Origin of the sequence: Gordonibacter sp. 28C, assembly GCF_003339845.1 — a bacterium.
In the GTDB taxonomy this organism is placed as follows: domain Bacteria; phylum Actinomycetota; class Coriobacteriia; order Coriobacteriales; family Eggerthellaceae; genus Gordonibacter.
In genome coordinates, this window is sequence record NZ_PPTR01000006.1 from 50,834 (window position 1) to 66,810 (window position 15,977).

12 protein-coding genes are annotated in these 15,977 nt (G+C 65.0%); 5 read left to right on the forward strand and 7 right to left on the reverse strand.

Features of this window, described 5'->3' with window-relative positions; translation table 11 throughout:
- Positions 1-5: 5 nt before the first annotated feature.
- Both C1878_RS09055 and C1878_RS09060 read right to left on the reverse strand, forming a co-directional pair.
- On the reverse strand, positions 6-635 hold the full coding sequence (locus C1878_RS09055) for a DUF47 domain-containing protein (RefSeq protein WP_114601304.1): 630 nt from the start codon (positions 633-635) through the stop codon (positions 6-8).
- A gap of 12 nt (positions 636-647) precedes the next feature.
- Positions 648-1,700, reverse strand: a complete 1,053-nt coding sequence (locus C1878_RS09060; RefSeq protein ID WP_114601305.1) for an inorganic phosphate transporter — start codon at positions 1,698-1,700, stop codon at positions 648-650.
- Between the two features lie 445 nt (positions 1,701-2,145).
- On the opposite strand from C1878_RS09060, the gene C1878_RS09065 reads away from it, so the two are divergent.
- Positions 2,146-3,291, forward strand: a complete 1,146-nt coding sequence (locus tag C1878_RS09065; protein WP_114601306.1) for an MFS transporter — start codon at positions 2,146-2,148, stop codon at positions 3,289-3,291.
- Between the two features lie 59 nt (positions 3,292-3,350).
- Here C1878_RS09065 and C1878_RS09070 read toward each other — a convergent pair whose 3' ends face one another.
- The 4 genes from C1878_RS09070 to C1878_RS09085 all read right to left on the reverse strand — a co-directional run bounded on the left by C1878_RS09070 (position 3,351) and on the right by C1878_RS09085 (position 11,004).
- The gene (locus tag C1878_RS09070; RefSeq protein WP_114601307.1) at positions 3,351-4,010 is read right to left on the reverse strand and encodes an MBL fold metallo-hydrolase; all 660 of its coding nucleotides are present in this window, start codon (positions 4,008-4,010) and stop codon (positions 3,351-3,353) included.
- Between the two features lie 15 nt (positions 4,011-4,025).
- Positions 4,026-6,437, reverse strand: a complete 2,412-nt coding sequence (locus tag C1878_RS09075; protein ID WP_114601308.1) for a bifunctional (p)ppGpp synthetase/guanosine-3',5'-bis(diphosphate) 3'-pyrophosphohydrolase — start codon at positions 6,435-6,437, stop codon at positions 4,026-4,028.
- Entirely contained in the window at positions 6,418-9,786 is a 3,369-nt protein-coding gene (recJ, locus tag C1878_RS09080; RefSeq protein WP_114601309.1) for a single-stranded-DNA-specific exonuclease RecJ, read from the reverse strand. The genes C1878_RS09075 and recJ overlap by 20 nt, the downstream gene beginning before the upstream one ends.
- Before the next feature lie 231 nt (positions 9,787-10,017).
- A complete protein-coding gene (locus C1878_RS09085; RefSeq protein ID WP_158539775.1) occupies positions 10,018-11,004 on the reverse strand; it encodes a helix-turn-helix transcriptional regulator in 987 nt (328 codons plus the stop codon).
- A gap of 326 nt (positions 11,005-11,330) precedes the next feature.
- Here C1878_RS09085 and C1878_RS09090 point away from each other — a divergent pair, with 326 nt between their 5' ends.
- The 4 genes from C1878_RS09090 to C1878_RS09105 all read left to right on the forward strand — a co-directional run bounded on the left by C1878_RS09090 (position 11,331) and on the right by C1878_RS09105 (position 15,057).
- Positions 11,331-12,233: a DMT family transporter gene (locus C1878_RS09090; protein ID WP_114601311.1), complete on the forward strand. Its 903-nt coding sequence runs from the start codon at positions 11,331-11,333 to the stop codon at positions 12,231-12,233.
- A 316-nt stretch (positions 12,234-12,549) separates the two neighbouring features.
- On the forward strand, positions 12,550-13,200 hold the full coding sequence (locus C1878_RS09095) for an RNA polymerase sigma factor (RefSeq protein ID WP_241963678.1): 651 nt from the start codon (positions 12,550-12,552) through the stop codon (positions 13,198-13,200).
- Complete coding sequence (locus C1878_RS09100) at positions 13,197-14,246, forward strand: hypothetical protein (protein WP_114601312.1); 1,050 nt, start codon at positions 13,197-13,199, stop codon at positions 14,244-14,246. Before C1878_RS09095 ends, C1878_RS09100 begins: the two co-directional genes overlap by 4 nt.
- A gap of 109 nt (positions 14,247-14,355) precedes the next feature.
- A complete protein-coding gene (locus tag C1878_RS09105; RefSeq protein WP_114601313.1) occupies positions 14,356-15,057 on the forward strand; it encodes an anaerobic ribonucleoside-triphosphate reductase activating protein in 702 nt (233 codons plus the stop codon).
- A gap of 230 nt (positions 15,058-15,287) precedes the next feature.
- Here C1878_RS09105 and C1878_RS17095 read toward each other — a convergent pair whose 3' ends face one another.
- The gene (locus C1878_RS17095; protein ID WP_114601314.1) at positions 15,288-15,446 is read right to left on the reverse strand and encodes a hypothetical protein; all 159 of its coding nucleotides are present in this window, start codon (positions 15,444-15,446) and stop codon (positions 15,288-15,290) included.
- Positions 15,447-15,977: the final 531 nt, after the last annotated feature.

A 15,977-nucleotide genomic window follows, 5' to 3' on the forward strand; every position in this document is an offset into this window, starting at 1 on the left:
GGAACCTACACGTTCTTCAGCAGGATGGTGTTCATGGTGTCGGCCACGTGCTCGCAGGCGTCGCAGCACTTCTCCATGCGGTCGAAGATCTGCGTCCACACCAGCACGCGCATGGGGTTGTCGTTGTCCTCGGTGTGCAGCTTGCGGATAACCTGCAGGAACAGACGGTCGGCCTCTTCCTCGTAGGTGTTCACGTCGATGATGAGCTGCTTGAACGTCTTCGACTTCTTGAAGTTGCGGAAGTCCTCCATGGCTCGGTCGAGCGCCTCGCAGCTCTTCTTGATGAGGCAGGCGAACTCGTGCGCGTCATGGTGCATGAAATGCACGTCGTACATGTAGAAGCGCTGCATGACGTCTTCGATGTAGTCGATGATGTTGTCGAGGTACTGCGACAGCTCGATGATGTCCTCGCGCTCGATGGGCGTGATGAAATCGGTGGCCACCGTCTTGAAGATGGCGTGGTTGAACTCGTCGCCCTCGTGCTCGAGCTCGTGCGCACGTTCCATGACGTCGCGCAGGTTCTCGGCCTCGGTGAAGTTCTCGATGGCCTCGATGAGCAGTTCGGCCTCTTTCACGGCCAGCTCGGACTGCTTTTCAAAAGCGTCGAAGTAATCGAACTTGTGCTTCTTGGACATTGAACACTCCTTTTACGAGAAGAGCAGGAACAGATGGGCGAACGCGAACCCGAGCAGGCCGCATCCGGGGAACGTGAGAACCCAGGTCTTCACCATGTCGACAGCGATGCCCCATTTCACGGCGCTCTTGCGCTTGGCGGCGCCCACGCCCATGATGGCCGTGGTGTTGGTGTGCGTCGTGGAAACCGGCAGGCCGGCGAACGTGGAAAGCATGAGGCAGAAGAACGTGGCGCAGCTGGCGGCGAAGCCCTGGAACGGCTCCAGCTTCACCATGTCGAGGCCGACGCTCTTGATGATGCGCTCGCCCCCCACCGCCGTGCCGATGCCCATGTTCAACGCGCAGAAGAACATGAGCCAAATGGGCAGGATCATCTGGTCGGCCTGGCCCACGCCCGTGGCCAGCGTGATGGCCAGCACGAAGATGCTCATGAACTTCTGACCGTCCTGAGCGCCGTGCATGAACGCCACGCCCGCGCCGGACACCACCTGCGCCCAGCGAAACGCCTTCGTGGTGCGGTGGCGGTCCATGTTGCGGCACACCCGGCCGAGAAACTTGGAGTTGAGCCATCCGAGGAAGAACCCGAGCAGCGTGGAGAGCAGGATGCCGTAGACCACCTTCATCCACTCGCCGCCGTTGATGGCGCCGAAGCCGCCCTGCAGCGCGATGGCCGCGCCCGTGAGGCCGGCGATGAGCGAATGCGACTGGCTGGTGGGAATGCCGAAGTACCATGCGGCCACGCCCCACACGATGATGGCGATCATGGCCGCCGTGAGCGCGATGAGCGCCTGCTGCGAGTTGCCGCCGAAATCCACCATGTTGAAGATGGTGTGGGCCACGGCCGAGGTGACCAGCGACACGAGCAACAGGCCCAGGAAGTTGCAGGTGGCCGCCATCAAGATGGCCCATTTGGGCTTCATGGCCCGCGTGGACACCACCGTGGCGATGGCGTTCGGGGCGTCGGTGGCGCCGTTGACGACGATAACGCCGATGTTGAGCAGGGTCACAGCCACCAGTACGGGGTTGGAGGCGAGCTCGGCGATAAACGTAGCCCACTCTATGGTCACGGGTTCCCTTTCAACAAAACAGTAAAAAGGCTCAGCAGTTCATCAGTTTAACGTAAATCTGACAAACAGCTAGGCGGCGTCCTCGCTTTTTACGTCGGCGGACGCACTGTTTGGTAAAATTCACGTAAAGGAACACAATCGAGGCGCCGAAGTCGGGCGACGGACGGCACCTGCGACGCCCATTCGCCCACAGCGCCGGGCTTCGCAGGTGCGGAAGCCTCGCAGGGGCCGACCCGCGTCCGTTCGATGGACGCGGCAGCGAGCTTCGGAACGCGTACAGCGGGCACAGCCCGAGCGCCATAGGGGAAAACCCTCGAGGGAGGGCTGAAGGCGGCATCGCGACCACGTCGGCTGGTAAACTACGAGTGTGTTGCTATGATTTAAAGAAGGCGCTGCGAAAAGGCGCCTTCGACACGGGGGGCCATGCTCGAGGGGGAGCGATCGCATGAACAAAAGGGCGCAGTTGCCGCTGCAGACGGGCGACTTGATCGTCGGCTTCATGGTGTGGGTGATCCTGTCGTCGCTGCTGCCCTACATCAAGCAGGACATTTCCATACCACCCGACCAGCTGGCGTTCGTCACGGCCGTGCCCGTGATACTGGGTTCGGTGCTGCGCGTGCCGCTGGGCTACCTGGCGAACCTGCTGGGAGCGCGCACCGTGTTCCTGGGCAGCTTCGTCTGCCTGCTGTTCCCCGTGTGGTTCATCAGCGAGGCCGCCACCTACGAGGCGCTCATCGCAGGCGGGGTGTTCCTGGGGATAGGCGGGGCCGTCTTCTCCGTGGGCGTCACGTCGCTGCCGAAGTACTACCCGCGCGAACGGCACGGCTTCGTGAACGGCGTGTACGGGTTCGGCAACATGGGCACGGCGCTCACCACTTGGCTCGCCCCGCTCGCGGCCGCAGCATGGGACTGGAGAATCGCCGTCAAGCTGTACCTGGTGCTGCTGGTTGCCGCCATCATCGTGAACCTCGTGCTGGGCGACCGCGACGAGCCGCGCGTGAAAACGCCCATCGTGGCGCAGATCAAGGCCGTGTGGCGCGACGGGCGCCTGTGGTTCCTGTCGCTGTTCTACTTCGTGACGTTCGGCGCCTTCGTGGCGCTGACCGTGTATTTGCCGAACTTCCTCACGTCGCACTACGGGCTGGACGGCGTGACGGCGGGCATGTGCACGAGCGCGTTCATCGTCGCGGCGGCCACCGTGCGCGTCTTGGGCGGCTGGCTGGCCGACCGCCGGGATTGCCTGGGCCTGTTGGCGGGCGTGTTCGCCGCCCTCGTTGCCGGTGCGGCCGTGCTGGCGCTGGCGCCCGACCTGCCCGTGTACCTGGCCGGCATCTACCTGATCAGCGTGGCGTGCGGCATCGGCAACGGCGTGGTGTTCAAGCTCGTGCCCGCCTACTTCATGGGCCAGGCCGGCCCGGTGAACGGCCTCGTGTCCATGTGGGGCGGCTTGGGCGGCTTTTTCCCGCCGCTCGTGCTTTCGGCCAGCATGTCCGCCTTCGGATCCAACGTCCCCGGCCTGGCCGCCTTCGGTGCCCTGGCGCTCGTGTGCTTGGCCGTGGCGGTTTGGGCGCGGAGGCGGCAATCCACGTAGGGGCGGGCTGCCGGCCGCAGCGTCGAGTCGTTCCGCAGTTCGCAGAACGGCGGAACTTCCTACGCGTAGAACGCGAACACGCGCTTGCGCTCGGCTCCGATGGTGGTGAGGCTGTTGTGGCCGGGGAGGACGACGGTGTCGTCGGGCAGCTGCTCCAGGCGCTTGAGCGAGCGGCGCATGTCGTTCATGTCGCCGCCGACGAAGTCGGTGCGGCCGATGGAGCCGCAGAACAGCGTGTCGCCCGACACGAGCACGGGAGCGGCGACCGGGTTCGCGGTGCGCTCCGGATCGAGGAACAGGCACATGCTGCCCTTCGTGTGGCCGGGCGTGACGATGACCTTCCACGGCATGCCGCCGATCTTGAGCGTCTCGCCGTCGGACACCGTGCGGTCGACGGGGCACGGCGCGAAGCGCGTGTCGTCGCGCGGCAGGCTCTGCTCGCCGGATATCATGGGCGCGTCGATGGCGGACGCGACCACGGGGGCGCCCGTCAGGGCGCGCAGGTCCTTCGCGGCGCCCACGTGGTCGGAATGGCGGTGGGTCAGCACGATGGCGTCCAGCTTGCGACCGCCCAGCGCCTCGACGATCTTGTCGGCCTTGCACGTGGGATCCACCACCATGGTGGCGTCGCCGTCCGAGATCAGGTACACGTTGTTCTCCAGCATGCCCATCACCAGGTACTCCACGGACACGCACGTTCCCTTTGCTTTATTGGTCATGAAAGGTTTCCTTCCCTATTTCTGCTTCTTCTTGCCGCTTTCGCCGGGCAGCATGCGGCGGGCGTCGAACACGCCCTCGATGCCGTGCAGCTTGTTGAGGATGATGTCGATGTGCTTGATGTCCGACACTTGGAACAGAAAGCGCATCTCCGCCATGCCGTCGCGATGCGACGTCGTGGACGACGACAGCACGTTCGCCCCCACCTCGGAGAGCGTAACGGCCACGTCGCGCAGCAGGTTCATGCGGTCGAGCGCCTCCACGAGCACTTCGATCTGGTACGACGTGCTCTTCGACGGCGCACTCTCCCACGACACGTCGATGATGCGCTCGGGCTCCGTCATGAGGTCCCGCGCGTTCGGGCAGTCGGCGCGGTGCACCGACACGCCGCGGCCGCGCGTCACGAAGCCGAGTATCTCGTCGCCCGGCACGGGGTTGCAGCACCGGGACAGGCGCACAAGCACGTCGTCGATGCCCTTCACCACCACGCCGTTCGAGCTGTGCGCCTCGTGCTTCTTCGGGCGCTTCACGCTGGTGAGCATGGGCGGGAGCTTGCCCGTGGACATATCGCCCATGCCGAAGCCGGGCGTCTCGGCCTCTTCGTTGCCCTTGTCGACCAGTATCTTGAGCAGACGGTTCGCCACGTGCTGGGCGCTCTCCTTGCCCGTGCCGATGTTGACGAGCATGTCGTCGGGATCGTTGTAACCCAGATGCTCCGACACCGACTTCACGGCCCGCATGGACTGCGCGCTGGAAATGCCCAGCCCGTGCTTGCGCATCTCGCGCGTGAGCTTGTCGCGGCCGGACTGCAGATCGTCGCCGCGGCTCACGCGACTGAAGTACGAGCGTATCTTGCTGCGCGCGCTGGGCGTCTTCACCAGGTTCAGCCAGTCGCGCGAGGGGCTCGCGCTCTTCTGCGTGAGTATCTCCACGCGATCGCCCAGCTGCAGCTCGTAGGTGAGCGGCACGATGGCGCCGTTCACCTTCGCGCCCACGCAGTGGTTGCCCACCTCCGTGTGGATGGCGTAGGCGAAGTCGACGGGCGTGGACCCGGCGCGCAGGCTCATGGCCTCGCCCTTCGGCGTGAACACGAACACCTCGGTGGGCGCCAGGTCGACCTTGAGGTCCTTCAAAAACTCGCGCGAGTCCTGCGTCTCGTCCTGCCAGTCCACCATCTGGCGCAGCCACGCCAGCTGCTGGTCGATGGCGTCTCCGCTCTTGCCGCCCTTCTCCTTGTAGCGCCAGTGCGCGGCCACGCCGTACTCGCTTTGGCGATGCATGTCCTCCGTGCGGATCTGCACCTCCAGCGGCCGCCCCGCCGGGCCGATGACGGTGGTGTGCAAGCTCTGGTACATGTTGTACTTCGGCATGGCGATGTAGTCTTTGAAGCGGCCGGGCATGGGATGCCACAGCGTGTGCACCGCGCCGAGGGCCGAGTAGCAGTCCTTCACCGACTTCACGATGATACGCACCGCAATGAGGTCGTAGATCTCGGAGAAGCCCTTGCCCTTCTGCGTCATCTTTTGGTAGATGGAGTACAGGTGCTTCGGACGGCCCATGATCTGGGCTTGGATGCTCACCTTCTCCATCTCGTCGTGCAGGATGCCGATGATCTGGTCCAAGTAGCCCTCGCGCTCGGCACGGCTCTCCGTTACCATGCGGCTGACCTGCTTGTACTTGTTGGGCTCCAAGTAGAAGAACGACAGGTCCTCGAGCTCCCACTTGATGTTGTTGATGCCCAGTCGGTGCGCGATGGGCGCGTAGATCTCCAACGTCTCGCGCGCCTTGAAGATGCGGCGATCCTCGCGCAAGGCGCCCAGCGTGCGCATGTTGTGCAGGCGGTCGGCCAGCTTGATGACGATGACGCGGATGTCCTTGCTCATGGCCACGAACATCTTGCGGATGGTGGCGGCCTGCTCGTCGGAAAGGCTCTCCACCTCGATGCGCGTGATCTTCGTCACGCCCTCCACCAGCTGCGCCACCTGGTCGTTGAACTCAACGGCCACCTGGTCGGCGGTGACGGACGTGTCCTCCACGGTGTCGTGCAGCAGCGCCGCGCAGAGCGTCTCCACGTCCATGCGCAGGTCGGCCAGGATGAGCGCCACCTCGACGGGATGCGCCACGAAGGGCTCGCCGCTCTTGCGGCACTGGCCCTCGTGCGCCTCGCTCGCGAACTGGAACGCCTTGGCCAGAAGCGCCTGGTCGGGCTCGGTCAAGTACGCGGAGGTGAGCCGCTGCAGCTCGGCGAAGCGCTCTTCGGGCGTCTCCGTGCGGCGCGACCCGCCGTTCTCGGCGCGCCCCTCCGAGGCGAACGCCTTCTCGGCCACATGAGGCCTGCCCAGAAGGTCGTCTTCGACCGTCTGCCTGTGCGACGCCTGCTCGAGCGGCTCTCCCAGCAGCTCTTCGCGCTTATGCTCGGCCTTGCCCATACGAGTCCCCCTTCCTGGTCGAGCCGTCAGGCAAGATGGGGCGCGACACGCGCACGCGCAGGCTGGCCACGTCGGCGCCCATCGCCCAGTCGCGGAACGCGCTGAATATCGCGCGTTCGCCCAGGCCCTCGCGGTAGCGCACGCTGTCGGTGAGCTCCACCTTGCTGTTCGTGTCCACCACGCGGATGGAGCGCGTGGTCTCGCCCGAGGCGTACGCCGTGTGCGTCTCGATGAGCCCGAGCTCGCGGAACACGGCCACGCCGCACGCCGCCGAAGCGGGGCTCACCGCATGCCCGCCCTCGCTGGCGAGCTTCGCCAGGTCCACGTTGCCCAACGTGAAGAACCCGTCGCCGTGGTCGCGCTGGATGGCGCGCAGCCGCCGGTACACCTGCGCCAGGCAATCGTGGTCGGGCGTCATGTCGCGCAGCACCTGCTCGTTGATGCCCGCGTCGTTGCGTCCGAACAGTAAGTGCACCTGGGCCGGCGTGCCGTCGCGCCCGGCGCGGCCGCTCATCTGGTTGAACTCCACCTCGTTGTACGGCAGATGGTACAGCACCACGTGCTTGATGTTCGGGATGTTCACGCCCTCGCCGAACGCCGACGTGGCCACGAGCACCTTGAGCGCGTCGGTGCGGAACAGCTCCTCCACCCGCGCGCGCTCCACGCGGGTGAGGCCCGCGTTGTAGAAGCCGACGAGCGGCGCCATCTGCGGCACGCGCTTGCGCAGCATGCGGGCGACGGCCACGGACTGCTCGCGCGAGTTCACGTACACCACCGTCTTCTCGCCGCCGGCCACGAGGTTGGCCAGGTAGTCCTCGCGGTTCTTCAGGTTGCGTCGGTCGTCCACGCCCAGGTTGGGGCGATCCGCCTCGTCCAGCACGAGCTCGTCCAGCGGCAATGCGCTGCGGATGGCGTCGGCGATGCCGTCGTCGGCCGTGGCGGTGAGCGCCAGCACGACGGGACCGCCCAGCTGCGCCACGGCCTGCCCGATGGCGGCGTAGGCGGGACGCTGGCCCGCGCGGGCCAGGCCGATGTGGTGCGCCTCGTCCACCACCACGAAGCCGATGCGCCTCGATTGCGCGAACTCGTCGGCGTGGTACCCCAAGAACTCGGGCGTGGTCAGCACGATGTCCACCGAGCCGTCGGCCAGCCCCGCGAACGTCTGGCGGCGCTCCTCGGGCGTGCTCTCGCCCGTGAGCACCGATACGGCGATGCCGAACGGTTCCAGCGCCTCGTTCAAGTGGAACGCCTGGTCGGCGATGAGCGCCCGCAGCGGGTACACGAACAGGCTGGCCGTGCGGTCGCGCAGGGCGCGGCAGGCGGCGTGCACTTGGAACACGAGCGACTTGCCGCGGCCCGTGGCCATGACGGCCAGCACGGAGCGGCCCGCGTCCAGGTGGTCGAGCACGGTGCGCTGCGACGCGTGGAGCGCGCCGTCGCCGATGATGGCGCGCACGATATCGGCCTCGAGGCCCGCGGGGTCGCTCGCGGCCTTGCGCTCCCACTGCTCGCGGTTCGCCGTGCGGGCGGCCTCGTACGCCTCGACGTCCTCGGGGTTGTGCGCCACGTCGGCGCACAACTCGGCGTCGCTCGTGGCGTACAGGTCGGCCACGAAGCTGAGGTTCTCGGGATTCAGGCACGCCTCGAGCGCACCGCAGGTGCGTGCGGGCGCGAGCGACTGCAGCATGGCCTTCACCGTGCGCCGTCCGCGCCATTCGTCTATCTGCACCTCAAACGCGGCGTTCACCACGCTGTCGGTGTGCATGAGCGCCTCGATGTCCGTGCAGTGGAACATGATGCCGGCCACCGTGTTGCGCCCGTCGGACAGCGAGCACGAGAAATGGTTCTTCTCCGCGCCCACGGCGCGGCAGTTCACCAGCGTCACGTCGCGCGCGAGGAAGCACGGCACGGGGTTCTCCTGGCCGAAGGGCGCCAGCGCGTCCAGCTTCTCCACGTTCTCGAGCGTGAGCTCGTCGAGCGCCACGCACGTGTCGATCTCGATGAGCGGATGGAACGCGCCTTCGGGCAGCTCGTCCATGTAGGCGCACAGGCGCTCGGAGAACGCGGGCAGCTTGTCGGCCGGCAACGTCACGCCCACGGCCGCGTCGTGCCCGCCGAAGCGCGTGAGCAGATCCGACGCGCTCTCCACGGCCTTGAACAGGTTCACCTGGCCCACGCTGCGTCCCGACCCGCGCGCCTCGTCGCCGTCGATGGTGAACAGCAGGCTGGGCACGCCGTAGGCGTTCACCAGGCGGCTTGCCACGATGCCCTTCACGCCCTCGTGCCAGCCGTCGCCCGACACCACGAGCGCGCGCTGGCCGTGGTAGAGGTCGGCCGCCTGCGCCTTCGCGATCTCGGAGAGCTCGGCCTCGATGGTGCGGCGCTGGTCGTTCACGGCCTCCAGCTTTTGGGCCAGGCGGCACGCCGTGTCGAAGTCGTCGGTCATGAGCAGGTCGAGCGCCAATTGCGCGTCGCCCATGCGGCCGGCGGCGTTCAGGCGCGGGATGAGCGAGAAGCTGAGGTTCGTGGCGGAAACGGGCTTGTCGGCGGCGCCGCTCGTACCCAGAAGCGCGGCGATGCAGGGGCGCGGCGCGTCGTTCATGCGGCGGATGCCGTCGGCCACGAGCGCGCGGTTCTCGCCGCGCATGGGCATGAGGTCGGCCACCGTGCCCAGTGTGGCCAGGTCGGTGTAGCTGCGCCACAGATGCGGGTAGCCGAAGCGGCCGCCCAGCACCTGCACGAGCTTCAGGGCCACGCCCACGCCGGCCAGGATGGCGCTTTCGCACGCCTCGTCGCACTTCGGGTCGGCCACCGGCACGCCCTCCGGCACCAAGTCGACCGGCTCGTGGTGGTCGGTCACGGCCAGACCCACGCCGGCCTCCACGATGGCGGCGGCCTCCACCTTGCAGGCGATGCCGCAGTCAACCGTGACGATGAAGTCGGGCTCGAGCGTGAGCACGCGTTGGAAGGCGGCCTCGGTCAGGCCGTAGCCCTCGTCGAAGCGGCGCGGGATGAACGGGTCGGCATGGGCGCCGAGCGCCCGCAAGCCGCGCGTGAGCACGGACGTGGCCGAGATGCCGTCGAGGTCGAAATCGCCGAACACGACGATGCGGCCGTCCTTCCGCATGACCGCCTCGAGCGCGTCGGCCACCTCGGACAGGCCCGGGATGCCGTAGGGGTCGAGCCAGTCGCGATCGAGCGAGGGCTCTAGGAACGTGCGAACCTGTTCGGGTTCGACGATGCCGCGCGCCACGAGCGTGGCGGCCACGAAGCGCGGCAACCCCAGGCCGCGCTCGATGCGCGCGACGGCGGCAGGGTCGGCCGCTTTGATGTTGAACTGGGCAGACATGGGCGCTCATACCTCACATGCGAAGAGTCGATATTTCACGCCTCATTGTCCCACAATCCGCCCGCCGTGTCACCGGAGGGAGTCGAGCGCGCATGAGAAGAAGATGAGAGGACACGTTCCTGAAGAGGCGGGACCATCATGGTTGGAGGGGTCATGATGGTCCCGGTGCCTCAGACCACGGCTATTATATGACATAGTCTAGTATTTGAAAAGAGCTTGCCGCGGTCTTTTTCAGCGTTCGTATACGATCTCCCCCATGCGGGACACGTCGTAGCCCACGATGGTGGCTATCTCCTCGCGAAACGGACGCGAGCGCGCAAGCTTCGCCACCGTGTCCACGATGCGTTCGACGCCGGGGCGCTTCACGAGCGCGATATCGAGCCATTCGTCTTGCAGCGGCAAGAAGTCGACGCCTTCCACCTGGTGAAAGACCCGCTCCGCCCCGATGCCCACGTCGGCGGCACCGCGCGCGACGAACGAGGCCATGGACAGCGCGGAGTTCGCCTCGCGATCGTAGCCCGCGAGCTTCGAGCGGTCGGCGTCCAACGCAGAAAGCGCCTCGTCCAGCAGGATGCGCGATCCGCACCCGCGCTCGCGGTTCACCAGGCGCACGCCGGGTCGCAGCAGATCTTCCCAGGTGCGCAGGTTCTTGGGGTTGCCGCGCGCGACGATGAGGCCCTGGCGGCGTTTTACGAGGCGGACCATCTTCACCGGAAGGCCGGGCATGAGCCGGGCGACTGCCTCCACGTTGTACGAGCGCGTGGCGCCGTCGTATAGATGGACGAGCGCCGCGTGAGCGCGGCCGAGGTAGGCGTCCACCAGCGCCGCGTAGCTGCCTTCGTACACGCGGCTGATCGACGCGTCCGCAGCTCCCAGGTAGTTCGCAACGACGTCGCCGATGACGTCGTTGCCCGCGATGACGTACTCGCCCGGCGGCGGCGATGCGGGACGCAGGGAGCCGGCGACCTCCACCGGTTTCGACGCGGTGCGCGGAGATCCCGTGCGGCGCGGCCTGGCGGCAGGCTGAGCCTCCGCTTGGGGACGCAGCCGCTTCGAGCGCGCGATGTAGTTCTCGACGTCGCCCATGGTGAAGCGCATCTTGCGCCCGATGTGGTACGACGCTATCTCGTCCCGCTTGACCAGGTTGTAAACGGTGTTCTTGCTCACTTGGAGAATGCCGGCAACCTCGTCGGCTGTCAGAGCGTCGCTGCTGGACACGGGCCTTCCCTTCGAATATATCCATATAAAAATAGATTCTAACAAGGATAATATAGAGGACGCGACGCCGCCGCGCAAGCGCTTCACGTGCGATTACGCCTTATCCGCACGCGAAATGAGGCGAAGCGAAGCGAAGCGCGGCCCCCTTCTCTCTGCCATCCTGAGCAGAGCGCGGAGCGCGTAGTCGAAGAATCTTCGACTACGCGGGACCCCCTTCGTTGGAGATCCTTCGGCCTCGGCCTTCGGCTCGGGCGGCGCGCGCTTGATGGGATTTGGCGGAGGGTGCATACTACGGGAAATCTCTATCGGCGTTGGAAGGAGGCTCGGTGCGCTCGCAGGCGGTCGGATACGCGCTTGCCGTGATCCAGGCGGTCCTCTACTCGACGATGGGGGTCATCGGCAAGTACCTGTTCGGCACGGGGCTGGAACCGCCGCAGGTCATGGTGCTGCGCTTCAGCCTGACGTTCGTCATGCTGGGCGCCTTCCTTATCGTGTGGCGCAGGCAGCCGCTTTTCAGCCGCCAGCCGCTCGTGTACGTGCAGGGTGTGTTCTTCGTGGGCAGCGCGCTTCTGTACTTCATGGCGGTGAACGAGATCACCGCCGGCCTGGCCACCGTCATCCTCTACGCGTACCCCGCCGTCGTGGCGCTCATGGGGACGCTCGTTTTTCGCGAGCGCCTCACGAAGAGGATCGTGGCCGCGCTCGTGCTGGCCATGGCCGGCGTCGTGCTCATATCGGGCGTGCTGCCGGGATCCGACCTGCGGCTGTCCCCGCTCGGGGTGCTGTACGGCGTGGGAGCCTGCCTGACGTTCGCCGTCTACTCCGTGCTGGGACAGAAGGCCGTGAAGAAAGACGGCACCTTCACCATCACGTTCTCGCTCACGGCCGTAAGCCTGGCGGTGCTGGCCGTGTCGTTTCCCGCTACGTTTCCCACCATGCTCGACCTGACGCCCGAACAGCTGGGGCTGGGCGCGGCCATGGCGCTGTTCAACACCATCATCCCCGTCGCGATCCTGCTCGTGTCCATCAAGATCATCGGCGCGACCAAGGCGTCGCTCGTGGGCACGTCCGAAACGCCGTTCTCGCTGCTTTTCGCCTACCTCGTGCTGGGCGAGACGCTCACGGCTCTGCAAGGGCTCGGCTGCGTGCTCGTCGTCGCGTCGATCTTCGTGGTGACGCTGCCGGGGCGAAAGGGGCACGAACGGCGGGGCGGGATCGCGGAGAAGTAAAACTGTCGCAACGAAGAGGATCGACGAGCGAGCTGAAGAAAGCTATGCGGTCATCAATAACGATCATCGGCGGATCATGCTGCTTCCTAACAAAAAATCAGGCTGACTTTAATCGAGTCGGAAACTGAAAACGCCAAAACACTTCGTTTCGGGCCGCTCTTGTAAACATTGACGAGCTGCTGGCAAATTATCAGTTACATGCCCACAAGTGCCGCGTACCCTTCGCGGGAGGCGCGGCGTTCTTTTTCGCACTCTTTTCCATCCTCCGAAACATGCGGGCTTTCTGAATCGTATGCTTCTTCAAGGAGGTGAAAACATGCCGAACCACGATGATCGAACGGACGCGGAGGCGTTTCTCAGGCAGGCCATGGCCGATTGGGGCGACGCGGTGTACCGGCTGGCGCTCAGCCAGACGCGATCGCGCGCCGATGCGGAGGACGTGTACCAGGACGTGTTCTTGCGCCTGCACAACGACGCCACGCAGTTCGAGAGCTCCGAGCACGTGAAGGCATGGCTGCTGCGCGTGACCGTGAACCGCTGCCGCGATCTGGCACGATCGGGCTGGAAGCGCCGCACCGTCGCCCTCGACCCCGAATGGGACGCACCCGACACTCCCGCGCGCGACGACGAGGATGCCGCTGTGTGGGACGCCGTGGGCCAACTACCCGAGCAGCAGCGCACGGCCGTGCACCTGCACTACGTGGAGGGGTATTCCACCGACGAGATCGCACGCGCGCTCGACTGCCGGCCCGCGACGGCCCGCACCTGGCTGTTCCGCGCTCGAGCGCGCATCAAGGAGCTGCTAGAAGGCGACATATCCGAAGAAGGGTCGCCAGCCGAGCCTGAAGCGACCGGGCAACCCGACTCGCCGACCAAGCCCCGTCCGCCCAACATCAGCGGCTTGCGCTGCGCGGACCAACCCCAACCGATTCCCTCCATCCTCCCTTCGAAAGGAGGCCTTTCATGAACGAAGATCCCCTGAACCGCTACCAATCCATGATGAGCGACACCCACGCGCCCGCCCACTTGTCCGAACAAGTGCTCGAACAGGCGCGCGCGCAAACGTCCGAAACGCTTCAGCCCGCCAAGGTGGACAGCCCCCATACGCAAGCAGCCGTCACCGCATTCTCCGTGAAACGCACCCGCGTCAAAGGCTTCGCCATCGCCGCATGCACGGTGTTAGCGCTGGGCTTGGGCGGCACGGCTCTCGCGCTGGGGCTGCCCGGCCTGGCCGGAAACGGCGACGCCCCGGTGGCTGCCAACTCCTTCCAGCTGGCTGCCTTCGCCGACGAGGGAGCCGAGCCGTCGAACGGCCCCGTAACGCTGAGCTCCGAAGACTTCGCACCCTCGCGCACATCGGCCGGGCCCTTCTACGACAGAGAGACGGATTCCTACCCGGGCCCCATCGTGGCCTCGCGCGCCTACAATCTCGACCTCACGTGCTCGGGCGACAACATCGCCTCCATCACCTACGAGCTGCAAGGCGAGGGCGTATCCTTCAACAACTGGCAGCTTACGCCCGAGTACCTTGAGTCGAACGGCGAAGTTGAAGTAGGAACCACCGTGGCGACCGCAGATCAGGACAGCACGTTCACCGTCGATTACGACGACCAGGACACGAAAGCGCCCGACAGCGTGCACCACGAGCTGTTCTTCAACTACACGCTCGATGAGGACGAGATGGCGGTGTGGGATGAATTCCAGGCGAGCACCGCTCGCCCAAGGGTGCCGCGCGACAGCGCGACCGATGAGGAAATCGCAGCTTGGAACGAAGCGTTCAACAAGTTCGAGCTTGTGCTCGGCCAGCATGATGCCAAGATCATAGCGCAGGCCAGGATCGCAATCACCGCCACGTTCAAGGACGGCACGACCGCAACCAAAACCTACCGCCTCACCCCCGTGGACAACTTCGAGCAAGCGTACTCCGAGTATCTCGCAGTTCGATCCTCCCCCGACGGCGCCACTGCGCCAAACCGCTCCATCCTCTACACGCTCGACGAGGTGACCGGCTAGACGCCCGCGCTTGGCAAAGCCGTATTTGCGGAAACAGCGGCCGCGCTCTATGATGTCGGGAGCCCGAACGATGTTCGGGCTCCCGTTCTTTTGCCCAAGGAGCCGCCTCATGAGAATTGCCGGATTGCAGAAACTGACGTTGCTCGACTATCCCGAGCATACGGCGGCCACCGTGTTCCTTCCGGGCTGCAACTTCCGCTGCCCGTTCTGCCACAACGCCGCGCTCGTGCTGGATCCGAACGACACGGTCGGCGATACGCCCATCGATGAGTTCTTCGCGCTTCTGGACAAACGGCACGGGCTGCTCGACGGCGTGTGCATCACCGGAGGCGAACCGCTGCTCCAGCCCGATCTGGTCGACTTCTGCACGCGCATCAAGCGCGAGGGCTTCGCCGTCAAACTGGACACGAACGGCAGCTTTCCCGAGGCGCTGCGGGCGCTCGTAGAGACGGAACTCGTGGACTACGTGGCCATGGACGTGAAGAACGCGCCCGAGCGCTATGCGGAAACCGTAGGCGTGCCCGGCTTCGACGCGGCCCCCATCAGAGAATCGATCGACTACCTGTTGTCGGGCGCCGTGCCCTACGAGTTCCGCACCACCGTCGTGCGCGAGCTGCACGAGCCCGCCGACCTTGTGGCCCTCTCCCGCTGGATAGCCGGCGCGAGCGCGTGGCACCTGCAAAGCTTCGTCGACGCCGACACCGTGCTCGCCGGAGCGGGCACCCTGCACGCCTACGCCCCCGCCGAGCTGGAAGCACTGCTGCCCGAGCTGCAACAGGCCGTCCCCAACACCCGCTTGCGCGGCGTTTGATCAGCCGAGTCCCCAACCAAGTATTAAACCAAAATCGGCATCCCACGGCGCGGCATCTGACGGCGGCTTGGCACAGCACGATCCGAAGCGGACCGCGTAGTCCCCGGTTTTGCAGTGAGATCTGGCAATGCTGCTAAAAAAAGACGTTTGTGAACGATTATTTTGAAGTAATTATATATAAGTAATATTATCATTTTATAAAACCCCAATTGAAAGGTTCGCTGCTTATATTATCCTCGCATACGATCATGCACAAACGTCTTTTTGAAGCAGAAACGCCCGCCAAGGAAGCCTTTTGCCTTTGGACACTGGCGAACCGTCCATTGTTGTTTGATGGCTTCTTGCATGTAGAAGGTGCGCTTCTTTTCGTCCTCCACACGAATGAGCAGGCGATAGTGAGATCAGCAATTCTGAGCACATTGTGCTCAGAATTGGAAACGTTAAATGCAACTGCGTCATATGCCAAAGATTACATTCGTTGAAACCTTTCCCAAACTCTCTCGTTAATCTTTTCGACTAAATGATTTTTGAATTGCGCACGCAGCGTGTGCGCAATTCGCTACACAGCGTGTAGCGAATTCAGCGACGCCGAAATGAGGTGTTACCCCCGTCCTTCTGCCTCGCCGGCGAGCCCCCCCCCGATGCGCTCGCCGCTTGCTCCTTCTTTCTCGGAAGGCATCGCGCCGGACGGCCAGCAGGCCGCCCTTACGGATGTGCGAATTCGGCACGCATCGAGGGCCGAATTCGAGACACCGCATGCCTCGAATCATGCAATTCGGAACACACCGTGTTCCGAATCCCTTCCAACGTAAACGGGACCGGACTCTTTCGAATCCGATCCCGCTCTCTATAGGGCGCTAGCTGTCAGTATGCTGGCAATGGGGTGCGATTGTATTCGCCGCGCGCCCTCTCGTTAATCC

Bases quoted from the DNA above. Each gene is read 5' to 3' on its own strand.
- C1878_RS09055 (WP_114601304.1), bottom strand. From the start codon at position 635: ATGTCCAAGAAGCACAAGTTCGATTACTTCGACGCTTTTGAAAAGCAG.
- C1878_RS09065 (WP_114601306.1), top strand. From the start codon at position 2,146: ATGAACAAAAGGGCGCAGTTGCCGCTGCAGACGGGCGACTTGATCGTC.
- C1878_RS09070 (WP_114601307.1), bottom strand. From the start codon at position 4,010: ATGACCAATAAAGCAAAGGGAACGTGCGTGTCCGTGGAGTACCTGGTG.
- C1878_RS09075 (WP_114601308.1), bottom strand. From the start codon at position 6,437: ATGGGCAAGGCCGAGCATAAGCGCGAAGAGCTGCTGGGAGAGCCGCTC.
- recJ (WP_114601309.1), bottom strand. From the start codon at position 9,786: ATGTCTGCCCAGTTCAACATCAAAGCGGCCGACCCTGCCGCCGTCGCG.
- C1878_RS09095 (WP_241963678.1), top strand. From the start codon at position 12,550: ATGCCGAACCACGATGATCGAACGGACGCGGAGGCGTTTCTCAGGCAG.
- C1878_RS09100 (WP_114601312.1), top strand. From the start codon at position 13,197: ATGAACGAAGATCCCCTGAACCGCTACCAATCCATGATGAGCGACACC.
- C1878_RS09105 (WP_114601313.1), top strand. From the start codon at position 14,356: ATGAGAATTGCCGGATTGCAGAAACTGACGTTGCTCGACTATCCCGAG.